At 59.7% G+C, this 16,917-nt stretch carries 18 protein-coding genes; 6 read left to right on the top strand and 12 right to left on the bottom strand.

Translation table 11 applies throughout. From position 1 onward, the window contains the following. The first annotated feature begins 25 nt into the window (after positions 1-25). Both AC07VR_RS22205 and AC07VR_RS22210 read left to right on the top strand, forming a co-directional pair. Positions 26-1,207: an acetyl-CoA C-acetyltransferase gene (locus tag AC07VR_RS22205; protein ID WP_495012537.1), complete on the top strand. Its 1,182-nt coding sequence runs from the start codon at positions 26-28 to the stop codon at positions 1,205-1,207. Positions 1,208-1,568: 361 nt separating this feature from the next. Then, the gene (locus tag AC07VR_RS22210; RefSeq protein ID WP_495012538.1) at positions 1,569-1,928 is read left to right on the top strand and encodes a hypothetical protein; all 360 of its coding nucleotides are present in this window, start codon (positions 1,569-1,571) and stop codon (positions 1,926-1,928) included. Positions 1,929-2,147: 219 nt separating this feature from the next. On the opposite strand, the gene AC07VR_RS22215 is transcribed toward AC07VR_RS22210, so the two are convergent. Then, a complete protein-coding gene (locus AC07VR_RS22215; protein WP_495012539.1) occupies positions 2,148-3,242 on the bottom strand; it encodes a DUF1615 domain-containing protein in 1,095 nt (364 codons plus the stop codon). A gap of 280 nt (positions 3,243-3,522) precedes the next feature. Here AC07VR_RS22215 and AC07VR_RS22220 point away from each other — a divergent pair, with 280 nt between their 5' ends. Continuing rightward, positions 3,523-5,055 carry an FAD-dependent oxidoreductase gene (locus AC07VR_RS22220; RefSeq protein ID WP_495012540.1) on the top strand — a complete coding sequence of 511 codons (1,533 nt, stop codon included), beginning with the start codon at positions 3,523-3,525 and terminating at the stop codon, positions 5,053-5,055. A 3-nt stretch (positions 5,056-5,058) separates the two neighbouring features. Here AC07VR_RS22220 and AC07VR_RS22225 read toward each other — a convergent pair whose 3' ends face one another. From AC07VR_RS22225 to AC07VR_RS22240, 4 genes are all read right to left on the bottom strand, one after another. After that, positions 5,059-5,637 (bottom strand): antibiotic biosynthesis monooxygenase, encoded by a 579-nt coding sequence (locus AC07VR_RS22225; protein WP_495012541.1) that lies wholly within the window; start codon positions 5,635-5,637, stop codon positions 5,059-5,061. A gap of 61 nt (positions 5,638-5,698) precedes the next feature. Next, positions 5,699-6,673 carry a porphobilinogen synthase gene (gene hemB / locus AC07VR_RS22230; RefSeq protein WP_495012542.1) on the bottom strand — a complete coding sequence of 325 codons (975 nt, stop codon included), beginning with the start codon at positions 6,671-6,673 and terminating at the stop codon, positions 5,699-5,701. Between the two features lie 159 nt (positions 6,674-6,832). Then, positions 6,833-7,162: a nuclear transport factor 2 family protein gene (locus AC07VR_RS22235; protein WP_495012543.1), complete on the bottom strand. Its 330-nt coding sequence runs from the start codon at positions 7,160-7,162 to the stop codon at positions 6,833-6,835. A 68-nt stretch (positions 7,163-7,230) separates the two neighbouring features. After that, entirely contained in the window at positions 7,231-7,938 is a 708-nt protein-coding gene (locus AC07VR_RS22240; protein WP_494992187.1) for a glutathione binding-like protein, read from the bottom strand. Positions 7,939-8,485: 547 nt separating this feature from the next. Between AC07VR_RS22240 and AC07VR_RS22245 the strand changes: the two genes are divergently transcribed. Then, the gene (locus AC07VR_RS22245; protein WP_495012544.1) at positions 8,486-9,160 is read left to right on the top strand and encodes a histidine phosphatase family protein; all 675 of its coding nucleotides are present in this window, start codon (positions 8,486-8,488) and stop codon (positions 9,158-9,160) included. A gap of 93 nt (positions 9,161-9,253) precedes the next feature. Further along, complete coding sequence (locus tag AC07VR_RS22250) at positions 9,254-10,306, top strand: permease (protein WP_494992189.1); 1,053 nt, start codon at positions 9,254-9,256, stop codon at positions 10,304-10,306. A gap of 3 nt (positions 10,307-10,309) precedes the next feature. Here the strand turns inward: AC07VR_RS22250 and mnmH are convergent, their stop codons facing one another. The 6 genes from mnmH to AC07VR_RS22280 form a co-directional block, all read right to left on the bottom strand. Then, complete coding sequence (mnmH, locus tag AC07VR_RS22255; RefSeq protein ID WP_495012545.1) at positions 10,310-11,413, bottom strand: tRNA 2-selenouridine(34) synthase MnmH; 1,104 nt, start codon at positions 11,411-11,413, stop codon at positions 10,310-10,312. Continuing rightward, positions 11,413-12,447 (bottom strand): selenide, water dikinase SelD, encoded by a 1,035-nt coding sequence (selD, locus tag AC07VR_RS22260; protein ID WP_494992191.1) that lies wholly within the window; start codon positions 12,445-12,447, stop codon positions 11,413-11,415. Before selD ends, mnmH begins: the two co-directional genes overlap by 1 nt. A 126-nt stretch (positions 12,448-12,573) precedes the next feature. After that, a complete protein-coding gene (locus AC07VR_RS22265; protein WP_495012546.1) occupies positions 12,574-13,530 on the bottom strand; it encodes a quinone oxidoreductase family protein in 957 nt (318 codons plus the stop codon). 40 nt (positions 13,531-13,570) lie between these two features. Beyond that, positions 13,571-13,744 carry a DUF1427 family protein gene (locus AC07VR_RS22270; protein WP_007969534.1) on the bottom strand — a complete coding sequence of 58 codons (174 nt, stop codon included), beginning with the start codon at positions 13,742-13,744 and terminating at the stop codon, positions 13,571-13,573. Positions 13,745-13,884: 140 nt separating this feature from the next. Continuing rightward, positions 13,885-14,664 (bottom strand): AraC family transcriptional regulator, encoded by a 780-nt coding sequence (locus AC07VR_RS22275; protein ID WP_494992193.1) that lies wholly within the window; start codon positions 14,662-14,664, stop codon positions 13,885-13,887. 206 nt (positions 14,665-14,870) lie between these two features. Further along, entirely contained in the window at positions 14,871-15,038 is a 168-nt protein-coding gene (locus tag AC07VR_RS22280; RefSeq protein ID WP_494992194.1) for a metallothionein, read from the bottom strand. Between the two features lie 319 nt (positions 15,039-15,357). Between AC07VR_RS22280 and AC07VR_RS22285 the strand changes: the two genes are divergently transcribed. Next, a complete protein-coding gene (locus AC07VR_RS22285; protein ID WP_494992195.1) occupies positions 15,358-15,939 on the top strand; it encodes a DcrB/PsbP domain-containing protein in 582 nt (193 codons plus the stop codon). Between the two features lie 32 nt (positions 15,940-15,971). Here the strand turns inward: AC07VR_RS22285 and AC07VR_RS22290 are convergent, their stop codons facing one another. After that, entirely contained in the window at positions 15,972-16,688 is a 717-nt protein-coding gene (locus AC07VR_RS22290) for an alpha/beta hydrolase (RefSeq protein WP_495012547.1), read from the bottom strand. Positions 16,689-16,917: the final 229 nt, after the last annotated feature.

Genomic DNA, 16,917 nt, shown 5'->3' on the forward strand with positions numbered 1-16,917 from the left:
CGCCGACTGAATGAGGAGAGATTCGATGCAAGAAGTCGTCATTGTTGCCGCAACCCGCACTGCCATTGGCAGCTTTCAGGGCTCGCTGGCCAGTATTCCCGCGCCGGAGCTCGGCGCGGCCGTGATCCGCCGTCTGCTGGAACAGACCGGCCTTGCCGGTAGCGAAGTGGATGAAGTCATCCTCGGCCAGGTGCTCACCGCAGGTTCAGGCCAGAACCCGGCACGCCAGGCGTCGATCTTCGCCGGCCTGCCCCACGCAGTACCGGCGCTGACCCTGAACAAGGTCTGCGGTTCGGGCCTCAAGGCCCTGCACCTGGGCGCCCAGGCGATTCGTTGCGGCGATGCGCAAGTGGTCATCGCCGGCGGCATGGAAAACATGAGTCTGGCGCCCTACGTCCTGCCCGCAGCCCGCACCGGCCTGCGCATGGGCCACGCAAAAATGATCGACAGCATGATCAGCGATGGCCTGTGGGATGCCTTCAACGATTACCACATGGGCATCACCGCCGAGAACCTGGTGGAGAAATACGGGCTCAGCCGCGAAGAGCAGGATGCCTTCGCCGCAGCCTCCCAGCAAAAAGCCACGGCGGCCATTGAGGCCGGTCGCTTCGCTGACGAGATCACACCGATCCTGATCCCTCAACGCAAAGGCGATCCGCTGTCCTTTGCCGTCGACGAACAACCCCGTGCCGAGACCACTGCAGCATCGTTGGCCAAGCTCAAACCGGCGTTCAAGAAAGACGGCAGCGTCACCGCGGGCAACGCTTCGAGCCTCAATGACGGCGCCGCGGCGGTACTGCTGATGAGCGCCGACAAGGCCAAAGCATTGGGCTTGCCAGTCCTGGCGCGGATCGCCAGTTACGCCAACGCCGGTGTCGACCCGGCGATCATGGGCATCGGCCCGGTATCGGCGACCCGCCGTTGCCTGGAAAAGGCCGGCTGGAGCCTGGGTGAGCTGGACCTGATCGAAGCCAACGAAGCCTTCGCCGCGCAGTCACTGGCGGTCGGCAAGGAGCTGGAATGGGACGCGAGCAAGGTCAACGTCAACGGTGGCGCGATTGCCCTCGGCCATCCTATCGGTGCCTCGGGATGCCGGGTGCTTGTGTCCTTGCTGCACGAAATGATCAAGCGTGATGCCAAAAAAGGTCTCGCCACGTTGTGCATCGGTGGCGGTCAAGGCGTGGCGCTGGCGATCGAGCGCAGCTGATTCAACGAGCAACTTGGACAAGGCCCGGCTCCACGATAGCCGGGCCTTTTCTTTTCCCACTCGACACACGCCAATCCCCCCGTAGCAGTTGCCGAGTAATACGAGGCTACGTTCGGCGGCGAAGCCGTCGTAAAACCGGACACCCCGGTCTTTCTGGAACACCGCGCGTGCAGACTTGGCGACGGCTTCGCCGCCGAACGCTGCCTCGCATTACTCGACAGCTGCTACGGGGGGATGCAGGCGGGGCTGTCTTCCATCATCCGCATCGATGTTCACCATCGACCCAATGAAGTTCTCATAAAAATCCTGACGCGTAACATCTGCTCCATACCCAACCAATAACACCCCGGAGCACACCATCATGAAACGCCAGATCATCCTCAGCATCGCTTTCTCGGTACTTGCAGCCAATGCTTTTGCCGCTTCCTCCACTCACCCGGTCATCGCTGAAGGTGGCTCGGACCGTCTGATCGAAAGCCGCGTCGCTGAAGGTGGCTCGGACCGTCTGATCGAAAGCCGCGTCGCTGAAGGTGGTTCGGACCGTCTGATCGAAAGCCGCGTCGCTGAAGGTGGCTCCGACCGTCTGATCGAAAGCCGCGTCGCTGAAGGTGGCTCCGACCGTCTGATCGAAAGCCGCGTCGCTGAAGGTGGTTCCGACCGTCTGATCGAAAGCCGCGTCGCTGAAGGTGGCTCCGACCGTCTGACTCAGAATCGTGCATGAATAGCCTTACTGCGGTACTCAATCAAAAAGCCCGGCTTGATCAGCCGGGCTTTTTTTATGGGTGCTACTTGATCGTTCCCACGCTCCCGCGTGGGAACGATCAAGACCATGAACGTCGCGTAAGGCGAGTTCAGCGTCATCGAGCGTTAGGGTGAAACAGGTGTAAACCTATTTCAGGACTAGACATGTTCCAAACGTGCAGGAAGCCGCTCACCCCCGTCAGCCACCCGAAGCCTGTGCCATGCAGCGCTGATGGCGTTCATCGACCCGTTTGGCAAACCAGGCCGTGGTGAGTTTGCGGGTGATTTTCGGGCTTTGCAGAACGATACCTGGCAGTATCGCCCGTGGCAGTGGCTTGCCTTCGGCCTTTTCGGCCAGAGCAAAGACTCGCTTGTAGAGTGTGCTGTCTTCGAATTCAAGACTATTGCCCTGCTCCAGCTGGCTTCTGATGGTCGGGTTACGCATGTCCAATTGCTTGCCCAGGGTTCGCACTGCCAACTCGGTCGTTCCGGGCATGATGGACCCAAAGGCAATCAGGTCGCCATCGAGTGCCAGCCCGATCCCCGAAGCGCGACTGACAGCGCTCTGGAAGGCGGCATTGCGGCTGGCGTACCAACCGGCATTGAAATCGGCGAAGCGGTACAACGGTTTGGAGTAACTCACCGGATAACCCAGCAAATGTGCAATGCCGAAGTACATGCCGCCGCGACGGCTGAACACTTCGTGGCGAATCGTGCCGTCCACGGGATAGGGATAGGCTCGCGTCCGGGTTTCGGCAAACGCGATGCTGACTTGCATCGGCCCGGCGGTGTGCACCGGATTGAAGTTCCCGAAGAGGTTGCGCCCCATCGGCACCATACCAATGAAATCGTCGAAAATGGCGCTGAGATCCTTTTCGGTACGCGCAGCACTGAGCCGATCACTGTAACTCTTGCCGTTTGGCGAGCGAACCTGCAAAGCCGCGCTCACCAGTAGACTGGGGACATGCACCTTCGCCGCACGGCGGTCGATTTCATCTCGCGCAATTTTTCCCAGCTCCGGCACTGGCGGGTCAACCTGAAAAGTGGACTCCTGCTCGGTCACTGCCAGTACTGAACAGAGGTTTTCCGTGGTCGGGGCAATGCCTTGCGCCGCGAACGCGGCGTAGATGTCGGTGGCCCAACCCTCTCGATCAACCGTCTTCGCCGGTAACAGTCGAACAATCTTCGCCCTCACCTGCTCCGGTCGCGCAGGCGACTCCTGAGTGCGCTGGCTACCGCAACCGGCCAGCACCAGCAGTGTGGCGATACTCGCAATGAGTCGAATTGATCGCATGCTTCCTCGAATGATCGCGTTGGGCTGATGGAACGACTATGAACAAAGCCGCCGCGGATATCGACCCTTGAGTCGAGCCGCTGTTCAATGCCGGTCAGTCAAGTAGTTTGTGGCTCCGCACATTCTCCGTAGCAGCTGCCGAAGGCTGCGTTCGGCTCTGCTCCCTTAATCATCCGGGATTCACACGTTCCCTCACAAACCGCTTTTACCCAGCTGTCAGCTGCTCAACATCGGCGCACACTCTACGGCATGAAATTGATCTCTACCGGAGGGCAACGACATGAAGCGCTGTGACGTTCTGATCATTGGGGCCGGCCCGACCGGTCTGGTTCTGGCGCTCTGGCTCAGCAAGCTGGGGATCAAGGTGCGGATCCTCGACAAGACCGCTTTGCCAGGCACAACATCGCGAGCCCTGGCGGTCCAGGCGCGAACCCTCGAGCTCTACCGTCAGCTCGACCTCGCAGACGCCATTGTGCAACGCGGTCACACGGTGCCTGCGGCCAACCTCTGGGTCAAAGGCGAACCGGTTGCGCGTTTGCCGTTCGAGACTATTGGCAAGGATCTGACGCCTTATTCTTTCCTCGAAATGTACCCTCAGGACGAACACGAACAACTGCTGATCGAACGTCTGGAAATGTTCGGCGTTTCGGTAGAGCGCGAAACCGAACTGAAGAGCCTCGAGGAGGCCGACGGATACGTCACCGCGCACTTGATCAACGCTCAGGGGCAGGAAGAGACCTGCGAAGCCCGTTACCTGGCGGGTTGCGACGGCGCCCGTTCGACGGTGCGCAAAACCCTTAATACGGGTTTTCCCGGTGGCACCTATCAGCAGGTTTTCTACGTCGCCGATGTGGACGCAGCAGGTCCGCCGATCAACGGTGAACTGCACGTGGACCTCGACGAAGCAGACTTCCTCGCAATCTTCCCCCTGGCAGATGCAGGTCATGGACGTGCCCGGTTGATCGGGACGGTACGAGACGAGCGCGCCGAACACTCCGAGACGCTCAAGTTCGAGGACGTCAGCCAACGCGCCATTGAGCATCTCAAGGTTCAAGTACTCAAGGTGAACTGGTTTTCCACCTATCGTGTGCATCACCGGGTGGCGGACCACTTCCGCAGCGGACGAACGTTCCTGCTGGGCGACGCCGCGCATGTCCACAGCCCCGCCGGCGGTCAGGGGATGAACACCGGGATTGGCGATGCGATCAATCTCGCCTGGAAACTCGCTGCCGTGCTGAAGGGCAGCGCTTCGGACACGCTGCTGGACAGTTATGAAACCGAGCGCATTGAATTTGCCCGACGACTGGTGGCAACCACCGATCGGGTGTTCAGCTTCGTCACCGCCGATGGGCCCATTGCCAATATTGTGCGGACACGCCTGGCACCGTTTCTGCTAGCCAAGGCCACCTCACTGGCAGCGGTACGCGAGTTTATGTTCCGCACGATTTCGCAGATCACCCTGAACTATCGAGCAATGCCCCTGAGCGCCGGCAGCGCCGGCGACGTTCATGGCGGTGATCGGTTGCCCTGGGCGCACGATGGCGATATCGACAATTTCAATACGCTGTCGGGGATGTCCTGGCAGGTCCATGTATACGGCCTTGCCAGCGACGCACTCGTTGCATGGTGCGCTGATCACTACATTGCGTTGCACATTTTCCCTTGGGGACCTGTCCATGAAGCCGCCGGCCTTGCGCGCGATGCGTTCTATCTGTTGCGGCCCGATACCTACGTGGCGCTCGCTGAACTGTCCAGCGACCCAACGGTTCTCGAGCGCTATTTCAGTGAGCGCGGGATCCGGCCCGGGCCTTAGTCATCATGGCGCAGACCTTGGCTGCAGCCACTTGCTGAACAGCCGGGTCACCGGTGGCATGAACACATAGACCACCAACAGCACGATGCTCAAGGTGATCAGCACGTTGCTCTGCACGTAACCGCCCAGCCACGGCTGCCGGACGAACAGTGGCGTCCACAACATCGGCACCAGAAAGCTCAAGGGCAGGATCACCAGAAAGGTGACGCAGGCCTGCTTCCAGCGCGGTGGTGGAGCCTGCCCGTCAGCATCGACCGGCGTAAACCAGAACTCACGGTCGGCGTTGACCTCGGTCTGATCACCATCGGCCAGCATTGGCTGCGCTTCCGCTACCAGACGCTGACGATCTTCGGAGTCCAGCCAGTGCTGCAATTGCCCGGTCGTGGCGAAGCGCAGCACACTGGTGAAGAGTGCCAGCCCACCGTCTTGCCCGCGCACCACATCGATTCCCAGATGCCCCGGGTAATTGCGGGCAATAGCGATAGTGCGGCGCAACCAGGCTTCATACTTCTCATCCTGGCCCTGTTTGACTCGGTGCCGCACCAGCAGCGTTACCACCCCGTCCGACGGTTCGATGTTCATGCCTGGCTCCTCCCGATCGTGAACGTGGATCAGCTTAGTCCAAGCCAGGAGACATCAGGCTTCAAATCCCGCTCAGCGCCAGATCCATCGCAAAGTAGCTGAAGATCAGGTCCGCACCCGCGCGCTTGATCGCGCCCAGGCTTTCCCGAACGATACGTTCCTCATCTATAGCACCCGCCGCCGCGGCGAATTTGATCATCGCGTATTCGCCACTCACCTGATAAGCCGCCAACGGTAGCCGCGAGGCCTCGCGAATATCGCGGATGATGTCCAGATAAGCGCCCGCTGGTTTGACCATCAAGGCGTCGGCGCCTTCTTGTTCATCCAGTAGCGACTCGCGCACCGCTTCGCGGCGATTCATCGGGTTCATTTGATAGCTTTTGCGGTCGCCCTTCAGCGCACTGCCGCCGGCTTCGCGGAACGGGCCGTAAAGCGCCGATGCGAATTTGGTCGAGTAGGCCATGATCGCCGTGTTACTGAAACCAGCCTCGTCGAGGGCACGACGGATGGCCTGGACCTGCCCGTCCATCGCCGCTGACGGTGCAATGACATCTGCGCCGGCGCGCGCGGCGGCGACCGCTTGCTTGCCCAGATTGATCAGCGTCTTGTCGTTATCGACCTCATCGCCGTGCATCACGCCGCAATGGCCGTGATCGGTGTACTCGCAAAAGCAGGTGTCCGACATGACGATCATGTCCGGCACGGCGTCCTTGCAGATGCTCGCCATGCGCGAGACCAGACCGCGCTCATTCCAGGTGTCGCTGCCCACGCCATCCAGATGATGCGACACACCAAAGGTCATCACCGACTTGATACCTGCCCGCGCATAACGCTCGATTTCACCTGCCAGTTTCGACTCGGGAATGCGCATCACGCCGGGCATGCTTTTGATCGGGACAAAATCATCGATTTCCTCCTCGACGAAAATCGGCAGCACCAGATCATTGAGCGTGAATTCGGTTTCCTGGAACAGGCTGCGCAGGCTGGCGGAACGTCGCAGACGACGTGGACGTGCTTCTGGGAACTGGCTGGACATTGGTTTTCCTGAAGGTAGGCCAAGGGTGTAAACGAGACGAACGTCTAAAGGGATGAGAGCTTATGCCCGCATCCCGGAACGACACAAACGTCACTTCAGAAAGAGTTTGTTACAGACTTCACAACAATGACGAGTGAGGTCGTAGGGACGGTCTCGTGCTCATGCGCCGATACCCAGCGAAGCAATCCGTCCCTGCTGCAGGACAAAGTGGTAAGTGACCTCGACCGGGCTACCCGGAAAATTTCCGACGAGCCGGGCGCGCACCAGCGTAGTGCCTTTCTCTTGCGAGACGCTCAGAGGCTCGACGCTATATTGGTACTTGGCCTGTGCCGCTTGTTTCCAGGCTTTAATGGCTTCCAATCCCTGATACACCTGCCCTTCATCGCGGACGTTGGCGTCGGTGGTGAAACAGCGTTCTAATGCAGTGGAATCTGTGGTTTTCTCGCCCGAAAAATAATCGGCAAGGGGTTCAGGCAGCACGATGCTCATCGTCTTTTCCTCGATTGCTCAGTGAAACCGCCGAGCAGCTGAATATTCGGCGGCGCCTTGACGTATGTCTAAAGCACTGACTTAGGGATTTCCAGCCCCCGCACAACCGCCGGCCGCGCCACAAATCGCTCCAGCACCCGTAACACGTTGGGATAGTCGTTGATTCCCACCAGATCCCCGGCCTCATAAAACCCGATCAAGTTGCGCACCCACGGGAACGTCGCGATGTCGGCGATGGTGTAGCGCTCGCCCATGATCCAGTTGCGGCCGGTCAGCCGCGCTTCAAGCACATTCAGCAAACGCCTGGTCTCTGCGACAAAACGATCGCGGGGGCGCTTGTCTTCGAAATCCTTGCCGGCGAACTTATTGAAGAAGCCGACCTGGCCGAACATCGGGCCGATCCCCCCCATCTGAAACATCAGCCACTGGATCGTCTCGTAGCGCGCTGCCGACTCCTGCGCCAGCAGTTGCCCGCTCTTGTCGGCCAGGTAGATCAGAATCGCCCCGGACTCGAACAGTGCCAGCGGTTGGTCGCCCGGGCCGTGAGGGTCAAGGATCGCCGGGATCTTGTTGTTAGGGTTGAGCGACATAAACTCGGGAGACAGTTGATCGTTGGTGTCAAAGCCCACACGGTGAGGCTCGTAAGGCAGACCGATTTCTTCAAGCATGATCGACACCTTGACGCCGTTAGGGGTCGGCAAGGAATAGAGCTGAATCCACTCAGGGTACCGGGCAGGCCATTTTCGGGTGATGGGAAAGGCAGAAAGATCAGTCATGGTGAACGTCCAGTGACGGTGTCGTTTGAGGATTGTCCGCTCGTGCCTGGTTATCACGGCGGGCTGATTATAGATGCAGCCATATTCGGCCAAGCCAGTCAGTTAAGGAATTTCAGGTTCAGCACTGTCCCCCGTAGCAGCTGCCGAAGGCTGCGTCCGGCGGCGAAGCCGTCGCAAATCCTGCTTCCACGATTTGTCTGGAATACCGCAGTGACTGTTTTACGACTGCTGCGCAGCCGGACGCAGGCTTCGCCAGCTGCTACGGTTCGCGCAATGTCTTGACTGACTGGCATCAGCCATATTCGGCCCCTCTTGAATCCGAAACATCTTGTCGCTAACCGTTCCGTTCCGCCACCCTCCGCCCCGGATAAAGTGCGGTGAATTGACCGGGAGCGAACCAAAGGCTTTCCAGGGACGGTGAGAAGGACCTTCCGGTACACGAACCAGCTGATACTCTGTCAACGCCATGGACAACCACACACAGCAGGAAGCTCGCGGTGGTGAGGTTTGTCAGCCTTAATCGAATGCGCTGAAGATCGACTATTCAATGAACAATCCTCTGAATTCAGTTAAACGTTTGAAACATCGCCCCTATGTTTTGGGAACTGCGCTGCTGGTAGCCGGTGGAGTGTTCCTGGCGCTGCAAGCCCGTGAACGCCTTGCGCCGCCGGCTGATGGAACCCAGACCCTGGTGTTCCTGCGCCACGCGGAAAAACCCGCCGGCGGCCTCGGGCAGTTGAATTGCCAGGGCCTGAACCGCGCCATCAATCTGGCGACGCTGCTGCCGGAAAAGTTCGGCAAGGCCAATTACGTGTTTGCCGCCAACCCGACGCGTAATGTCCAGGAAGGCGAAGATGATAACTCTTACAGTTATATCCGGCCGTTGATGACCATCAGTCCCAGCGCGATAAAACTCGGATTGCCGGTGAACATCAACTACTCGGTCAATGACATCGGCGACCTGGCTGACGAGTTGCTGCAAGACAAGTACCACAACTCGACTATCTATACCGCCTGGTCCCACGGCTACCTGCCCGAACTGATGAACAAAGTGGCTGAAGAAGCCATCGGCGAAAAACGCACTATCACTGAAGACTGGCCGTCCAACGATTTCGATTCGCTCTATGTGCTGACGCTGACCTGGCATAACGGCAAGGCAACCTTGCTCAGCAACAGCTATAAGCAAGGGCTGGACAACGGGCCGCAGGACTGTCCGATATAACCGATTGGCTGCAGCCCACACGCAGTGGGCTGAACAACGTTAACGACGGTGAGCTATCATGCACCGTAATTCCCTACTGCCCGGACCCCTGCCATGCCCATCTCCTCCGCAATCCCCGCCCGGGGCTTGTCGCTCTGGTGGAAACCCGCCCTGTTCTTGCTGGTGGCCTTCATTGGCCTCTATTACGTCAAATGGTCTCCCTACTACCTCAAAGCCTTCGTAGCCGCCGACAATCACAGCATTGGCGCCTCGATCCTCAACGATGAACAGACGGCACCACTGGCCGCTGCGTTGACCTACGCCAAGGTGTATTTCCTGGCGATCTGGAAAGCCGCCGTACTGGCGGTGATCCTCGGCTCGCTATTGCAAGTGCTGGTCCCGCGAGACTGGCTGCTGCGGTTGTTCGGTCGCGCCGGCTTTGCTTCGACCCTGCGCGGTGGGTTGTTCGCGCTGCCGGGGATGATGTGCACCTGCTGCGCCGCACCCGTGGCGGCGGGCATGCGTCGCCAGCAAGTGTCAGTGGGCGCGGCGCTGGCGTTCTGGATCGCCAACCCGGTGCTGAACCCGGCGACGCTGGTGTTCATGGGCTTCGTGCTGGGCTGGGGCTTTACCGCACTGCGATTGGTGGCTGGCATCGTGTTGGTGCTGGGCGTGTCGTTGGTGGCCCAGCGCATCTCTCGCCCCGAAAGCGTGCCTGAAGCGGCGCTGGAAGCCGTGGCTCAAGCCAGCACAACGGACTCGCAATCATTCCTGGTGCGTTGGGCGCGAACCTTGTGGCAACTGTTCTGGAGCACCATTCCGGTCTATATCGTAGCCGTTCTGGTGCTGGGCGCGGCCCGGGTCTGGATGTTCCCCCACATCGATGGCGCGATGGCCAACAGTCTGCTCTGGCTGGTGCCGCTGGCCATCGCCGGCACGCTGTTCATGATCCCCACCGCCGCAGAAATCCCGATCGTGCAAACCATGATGGCCCTGGGCATGGGCACCGCCCCGGCAGTCGCGCTGCTGATGACCTTGCCGAGTGTCAGCCTGCCGTCGCTGCTGATGCTGCGCAAAGACTTCGACACCCGGGTGCTGGTGACCGTGGCGGTGCTGACCATGTTGATCGGTGTGATCTGCGGCCTGGCAGGCGCAACGCTGCTTTAACCCTCAGCCACGCTGGCTGCCGCGCTCACGCAGATACTCGAGCACGGCAGCCTGCTCGCCGGCGAATTCGATGCGCTCGCCTTTGTGCTCCCGCTGGAAGGCGTACATCGGATCGTAGTATTCGCTCAGCAATCCTTCGATCCAATCGCGGTGCAGATCCACTGCCCCGCTACGCGCCTGCTCTGCCAGCGCCGTTTCCATGAGTGCCAGCATCCGTTGATGACGCTCGCCACCCAAGCGCTTGTGAATATTATTCAAACTCGCCAGCATTCGCTCGCAGAAGAGTGCGAAGCCCTGCTCGCCATGCACCGCAGTGAACTCCGCGCACAGATTGACCACGTAATCACGCAGAATGCGCTCGACCCGCCCTTGCCGGCTGTCTTCGAGCCAGACGATGGGGAACTGCTGCATGCCCTGATACAGCGGGAGCGGCAAGGCGCAGCCGCCGACCATGCGACTCTCATCCTCCAGGACGAATCGCTCGATGCCCCTGGCGCGCTTCTTCAGCACATCCACGGCCAGACTGTTTTCAAAATCGATGTTGGAGGGTTGGCCGGTCGCGCGCTTGCCGAAACTGGAGCCGCGGTGATTGGCGTGGCCTTCCAGATCCAGCGCGTTGCTCAACTGAGTGAGCACATCGGTTTTGCCCGTACCGGTCATGCCGCCGAGCACAATGAAATCGCACTGCGCGACCGCCTGATCGACCGTTTCCAGCAGGAAGGTACGCATCGCCTTGTAACCGCCAGCGACGCGCGGGTAATCGATGCCAGCCTCGTCCTTGAGCCATTGCTGGACGATCTGCGAGCGCAAGCCACCGCGAAAACAATACAAACAACCATCGGGATTGGCCCGGGCAAAATCAGCCCAGGCCTGGACACGTTTGGCTTTGATTTCGCCGGACACCAACTGATGGCCCAGGACGATGGCCTCCTGCTGACCTTGCTGCTTGTAGCAGGTGCCGACCTGTTGCCGCTCGCTGTCGGTCATCAGCGGCAGGTTGATTACCCCGGGAAAGGAGCCCTTGGCGAACTCGACCGGCGCACGGGTATCCATCATTGGCCGGTCGTTGAGGAAAATATCGCGGTAGTCGGTGATGTCGATGGGCATCAAAACACCTCTACCGCGTTGGTCTGTCGTTCAACCAGTTCACCGATCGGCTCGAGCGCCAGGCCCAGTTCGGCGGCAACCGCCAGGAACTGCTGTTGGCCCTCAGGCGTCACGGCGACCAGCAAGCCGCCACTGGTCTGCGGATCGCAGAGAACCCGCTTGTGCAGCTCTTGAACGCGACCGACCTTGCCGGCATAGCTGTCGAAGTTACGCAGGGTTCCGCCCGGCACGCAGCCTAGATCGAGGTAGTACTCGACGCCGGGCAGGCGCGGCACGCGCTCATATTCGATGCGCGCGGTCACACCACTGCCATCAGCCATTTCCACCAGATGCCCGAGCAAACCAAAACCGGTGACATCGGTCATTGCCGTCACGCCGGCCAGCTTGCCGAAGCGGCTGCCAGGTTTGTTCAGGGTGCACATCCAGTCGCGCGCCAGGCCGACATCGGCGGCGCGCAGTTTGCCCTTCTTCTCCGCCGTGGTAAGGATGCCAATGCCCAAGGGTTTGGTCAGGTAAAGCAGGCAACCGGCGGTGGCCGTGTCGTTGCGCTTCATATGGCGCTTTTCCACCAGCCCGGTCACGGCCAGACCGAAGATCGGCTCTGGAGCGTCGATCGAATGACCGCCGGCCAGCGGAATTCCCGCCTCATCGCATATCGAACGTCCGCCGCGAATCACTTCCCGGGCGATCTCAGGCGCCAGGACATTGACCGGCCAGCCAAGGATCGCAATCGCCATCAAGGGATCGCCGCCCATGGCATAGATATCGCTGATGGCGTTGGTGGCGGCAATACGCCCGAAATCGAAGGGGTCGTCGACAATCGGCATGAAAAAGTCGGTGGTCGACACCACACCGCGTTCTTCGTCGATGGCATACACCGCCGCATCATCGCGGGAGGCATTGCCCACCCAGAGTTTGGGGTCGAGGTTCTGCGCACCACTACCGGCCAGAATCACCTCCAGCACCTGGGGCGATATCTTGCAGCCACAACCCGCACCGTGGCTGTACTGGGTCAGGCGAATCGGCTCGCTCATAGGAATACCTCTTGATTTCAATGTGAGCGATTCTAACAGAGCGGTTGCGGCGAATGGCGTGCCAGAGGCCTGAATGAAGTCTCCTGTAGCAGCTGGCGAAGCCTGCTGCTACAAAAACCGGACCGATCACGGCAATAAGATCACCTTCTCACCGCTGCCCTGATTCACCTCGGCATACCGCTCCAGCCCTTCGGCCAGCGGCGATTCAAATAACCCTTCAGGCAATGGCAGCAGCCCTTCATCGAAGAACCGACCGAACTGCTCAAGCATCGCCGCACAGGCCTCAACGCCGTACAACAAGGAATTGATCCCGACCACCGAACCACCCCGGCGATACAGCGCCAGTGCCGGCAACTGCACATAGCCGTCCACCGGAGCAGCGATAATTGCGATGCGCCCGAAATTGGCCAGTGCCGGTACTGCAGGCGGTAACCAGAAACCTGTGGTGTCGAAAATCACGTCGGCGCCCCCGGCATAGACGGCATTGACCTGGGCCGCCAGATCTTCCGGCTTGTCCAGGTGGATCGCGTTGAAACCCTGGGCCTGCAAGGCCTTGACCTGTTCGGGCCGACGGGCCGCTGCCAATACCTGCGCGCCACGAATCTTCGCCAACGCCAGTGCGGCGCTACCGACCGCGCCGCTGCCAATCACCAGCAAACGCGTCTGGGCAGTGACCAGGCTGCGTTCCAACGCATCCCACGCCGTGGTGTATGGCACACCGAGGCTGGCGGCCTGGGCAAAGCTCAAATGTGCAGGCTTGCGCGCCACGCCCTTGGCCGAAAGGGTCACGAATTGCGCATGGGAGCCGTCGGCGAAAAAGCCCAGCTCTTTACCCGTGCCCCAGACTTCCTGACCCAGCAGCGCCTGCGGGCCTTCCACAACTACGCCTGCAAAGTCACGACCGGGAATCCGTGGCAGGGTGGTGTACGGAAAGCGCCCCAGTACATTCTTTACATCGCTGGGGTTCAGGCCTGCGGCTTTGATCTGCACCAGCACCTCGCCGGCGCCCGGTACCGGCATTGGCACGTCGACGTACTGCAGCGCCGCGAGGTCGCCGGTTTTGGAGAATTGCAATGCGTTCATGGGGATTTTCCACCGAAGTTAAATGAGATCACTCGCCCCCTCAGGAGAGCCAGCCGGCAACCAGTTGCCGACCCATGGGCCACAACTGCTCGCCCGCCAACATGCCCAGTAACCCTACCAGCGCAATGGCCGGTGGCGCGGGCGAACGGAAGTCCAGCGCGCCGTAAAGCAGGCCGACACCCAGCCCGATAGCCAGTGAAATGAGGTAGTTCATGCTCGAGTCCGTGCACAGGGCGTCGCCGCCCATGAGGGGCGTGCGACGATGTTAAGGTAAGCACAGAGTGTAAGAGTCAGCCGCCGAAGGGATCGGCCAAGGACTTCTGGTTTTCGGTCAAAAACCGCTGGCCCGACGGTTTAGAGCGGGCGATTGCCCAGCGGGTAGTGCGAAGGTGGCATGCCCAGTTCGCGACGGAACATGTCGCTGAAACTGCTCGGGGAATAGCCCAGCGAGCGCGCAATCAAGCTTACTGGCACCCCCTGAATCAACTCAGCCACCGCCGTCGCCAGCTGCACCTGCCGCCGCCACTCGGCGAAACCCATCCCCAGCCCGACCTTGAACAGCCGTGCGAGGGTGCGCACGCTGGCGCCGGCATTTTCCGCATGTCGTTCGAACGGAATATCCAGCGAAGGCGCCGACATGACCGCCTGACACAGGCTTGTCAGCCGCCGGTCGGAGTCGTCGGGCATGGGGATCTTCAGCACTGAACGCCTGGCTCGTTTGAGCTCCAGCAATGCCAGGTGGACCAACGCTTCGTAGTAATCCTGTTGCTGATCGTCACCCTGCTCCACCAGCCCGAGGATCAGTTCACGCAACAATCCGCCCACCTCGATCACCTGGACGCTGCTGTCCAGCGTCGCGGCCAATGCCGGTCGCAAATAGATATTGCGCATCTGCAGATCCGAGACCACGCGGATCCCGTGCACCACCCCAGGCGGTAACCAGACCGCTCGTTGCGGCGGCACCACCAACGCTTCGTTTGGTGTTTCGACCCACATCACCCCGCTCATCGCATACAGCAACTGGCCCCAGACATGCTCGTGCGGCTCGATATACAAGCCACGAGGATAGGTGCGCGACAACGGCTGCACGGGCACATCGGTGTCACTGAGATCGGGAGGCGCAGCAAGGGCCATGGCGAAAGATCGGGATCGTTTGAAGGATGCCCTATCGTAACGAGGCCTCAGGATTGTTACCACTTGGCGAAAAAAAACCGGATGCCACTCAAACGGATGTTAAATTCAAAAAAAAACCATTTGCACAATAAAAAGTCATGACACTGGCCAACCAGCCTCTGCCAATGGAAGTGGAGCCGCCCCAGACTCCACTTCAGCCTGCACTGTCAGCCATGGGCGCCCTTGGCACACTGGCAGCCTTCAGAGACACAAGGTTTACCGTCAGCATGATGTTCGGCGCACGCCTGGCAGCAATAGTGCTTGCCGTGGCGGACGATGGAATGCTCGCCGATTTTGCAGGTGCAGCTTTTACAGGCGCAGGTGTCATTTTTCATAGGTTGGACTCCATTGTTGTGGTCGTCGAAGCGTGGCCGCAACGCCACACTTTACGTAGTAACCGCCCACGCCGAAGTTTGCTTGCAGTAGTTTGCGCGAGCGCTTTTCACTCATGGGTAAGGTTAGTCGACTGTGGCACGGTTACTGAGAATGCAAGGCGGGTATCAGGGCTAGCCCCCTCGCCAAAGCAATTGCTTCCACACAAAGCATGGGGAGGATCAAACCTGAAAGTGAAACGCTCAAAAACATCTCACTGGAGTGATTCACTGCGCCCATGGGATGATCGCCTCCACAGCGCGATTACCCTGGAGAGTTGGAATGTCATTGTTTGGTAACAAAGCCATCGTTTTGCTATTGGCCGCCGCAGCCAGTTTCGGCGCCATGAGCGTTTACGCGGCGACCCAGCCAGCGGCAAAAACCTCGACCGCGCAAAAGGTCTCAACCTTGGGTGGCAAATTCACCTTCAACCTGCCCCAGGGCTTTGAGGCCAACTCATTGCCCCCTGGCGACTCAGCCAATGGCACGGCCGGTGCAATGGGCACCATGTATACCAACCAAACCAGCAAAACCGTGGTGATCGTTGCCGAAAACATCCGCACCGACGGCGTGCAGACCAAAGACAACGACAGCGAATTCCTCGACGGTGCAGTCGAAAGTTTCCTGCAGAAACAAAGCACGGCGCTGCCTGACTTCAAAAAACAGGATGAAAAGAAACTGACCATCAAAGGCCTGGGACTGCGTCAGATCGACAGTGCAGCCACCATGGGCGGCGGCAAGACCCTTGGCACGACCTTACTGGCGGGTTCAGGCAGCCGCATCCTGGTGATCCAGATCATCTCGCGCGCCGATGACCAGGTTGGACACACGGCGCTGGTCAAACAGATTACTGGCGAGAAATAAGCCGGACGCGAGCGCTAAACACCGCTCCAGGCTCACCGATTGAGTGTCAGCAGCCAGTTGTTCAAGTCTTGCATTTCGGTTGCGCTGATGGTGTGGCCGATACCCGGATAGGCATGGAACCTGGGGTTCAGCGCCAGGTGTTGCAGCAGGCTGTTGGCATCGCTGCCATCAGTATACGGAAGCCGTTGATCGGCAGTGCCATGGCCGATAAAAATCGCCAGCTGCTCAAGGTTTTTGTCGGGTTTAAGCTCAGATTTCAGCACCGGTAAAACCTTGCCGCTCAACGCGGCGATCCCGCGCACGATCTCTGGATGGCGCAGGCCAACCTCGTAGGACATGATCGCCCCCTGGCTAAAGCCCACCAGAAAGACCTTGTCGCTTTGGGTGTGATACTTCGCGGTGGCCTGGGCGATGAAATCGACGATCAGCCTGGCGCTACTGTTCAGGTCATCGGTTTCGCCGTCGTATGCACCCTCGCCTTTTTTGTGAAACCACTGATAACTGTCCGCATCCAGCGCCTGCGGCGCCCGCACCGAGACATAGGTGTACTGCGCGGGAAGTTCATCCTTGATCCCGAACAGATCCTCCTCGTTGCTGCCGTAGCCATGCAGAAAAATCACCAGCGGCTGGTTGCGTGAATCGGGGTCGGCCTGCTCCAGATACTGCAACGGCAGATCGGTTTGTATCTCGGTTTGCGCCTGCACGGCGGTGGATGCCAACAGCAGCGCCATGGCCAAAAACTTGAACATATATCTTCCTGTTACTGAGCAGCGGATTCGCGCAAGAGCCTAGCACTGCGAAGGTGGATCACGAAGGTTGATCGTTCCCACGCGCAGCAAAGGAATGCAGCCCGTGACGCTCTGCGTCACAGAAGCGGACGCAGAGCGTCCACAGAGGCGTTACCACGCGGAGCGTGGGAACGATCATTCAACGATCAGCTTTGCCCTGTGCCCTCAATCACTACTCAGCTTCCCAACC

The sequence above is a fragment of the Pseudomonas sp. GW821-FHT02H09 genome (assembly GCF_059421425.1).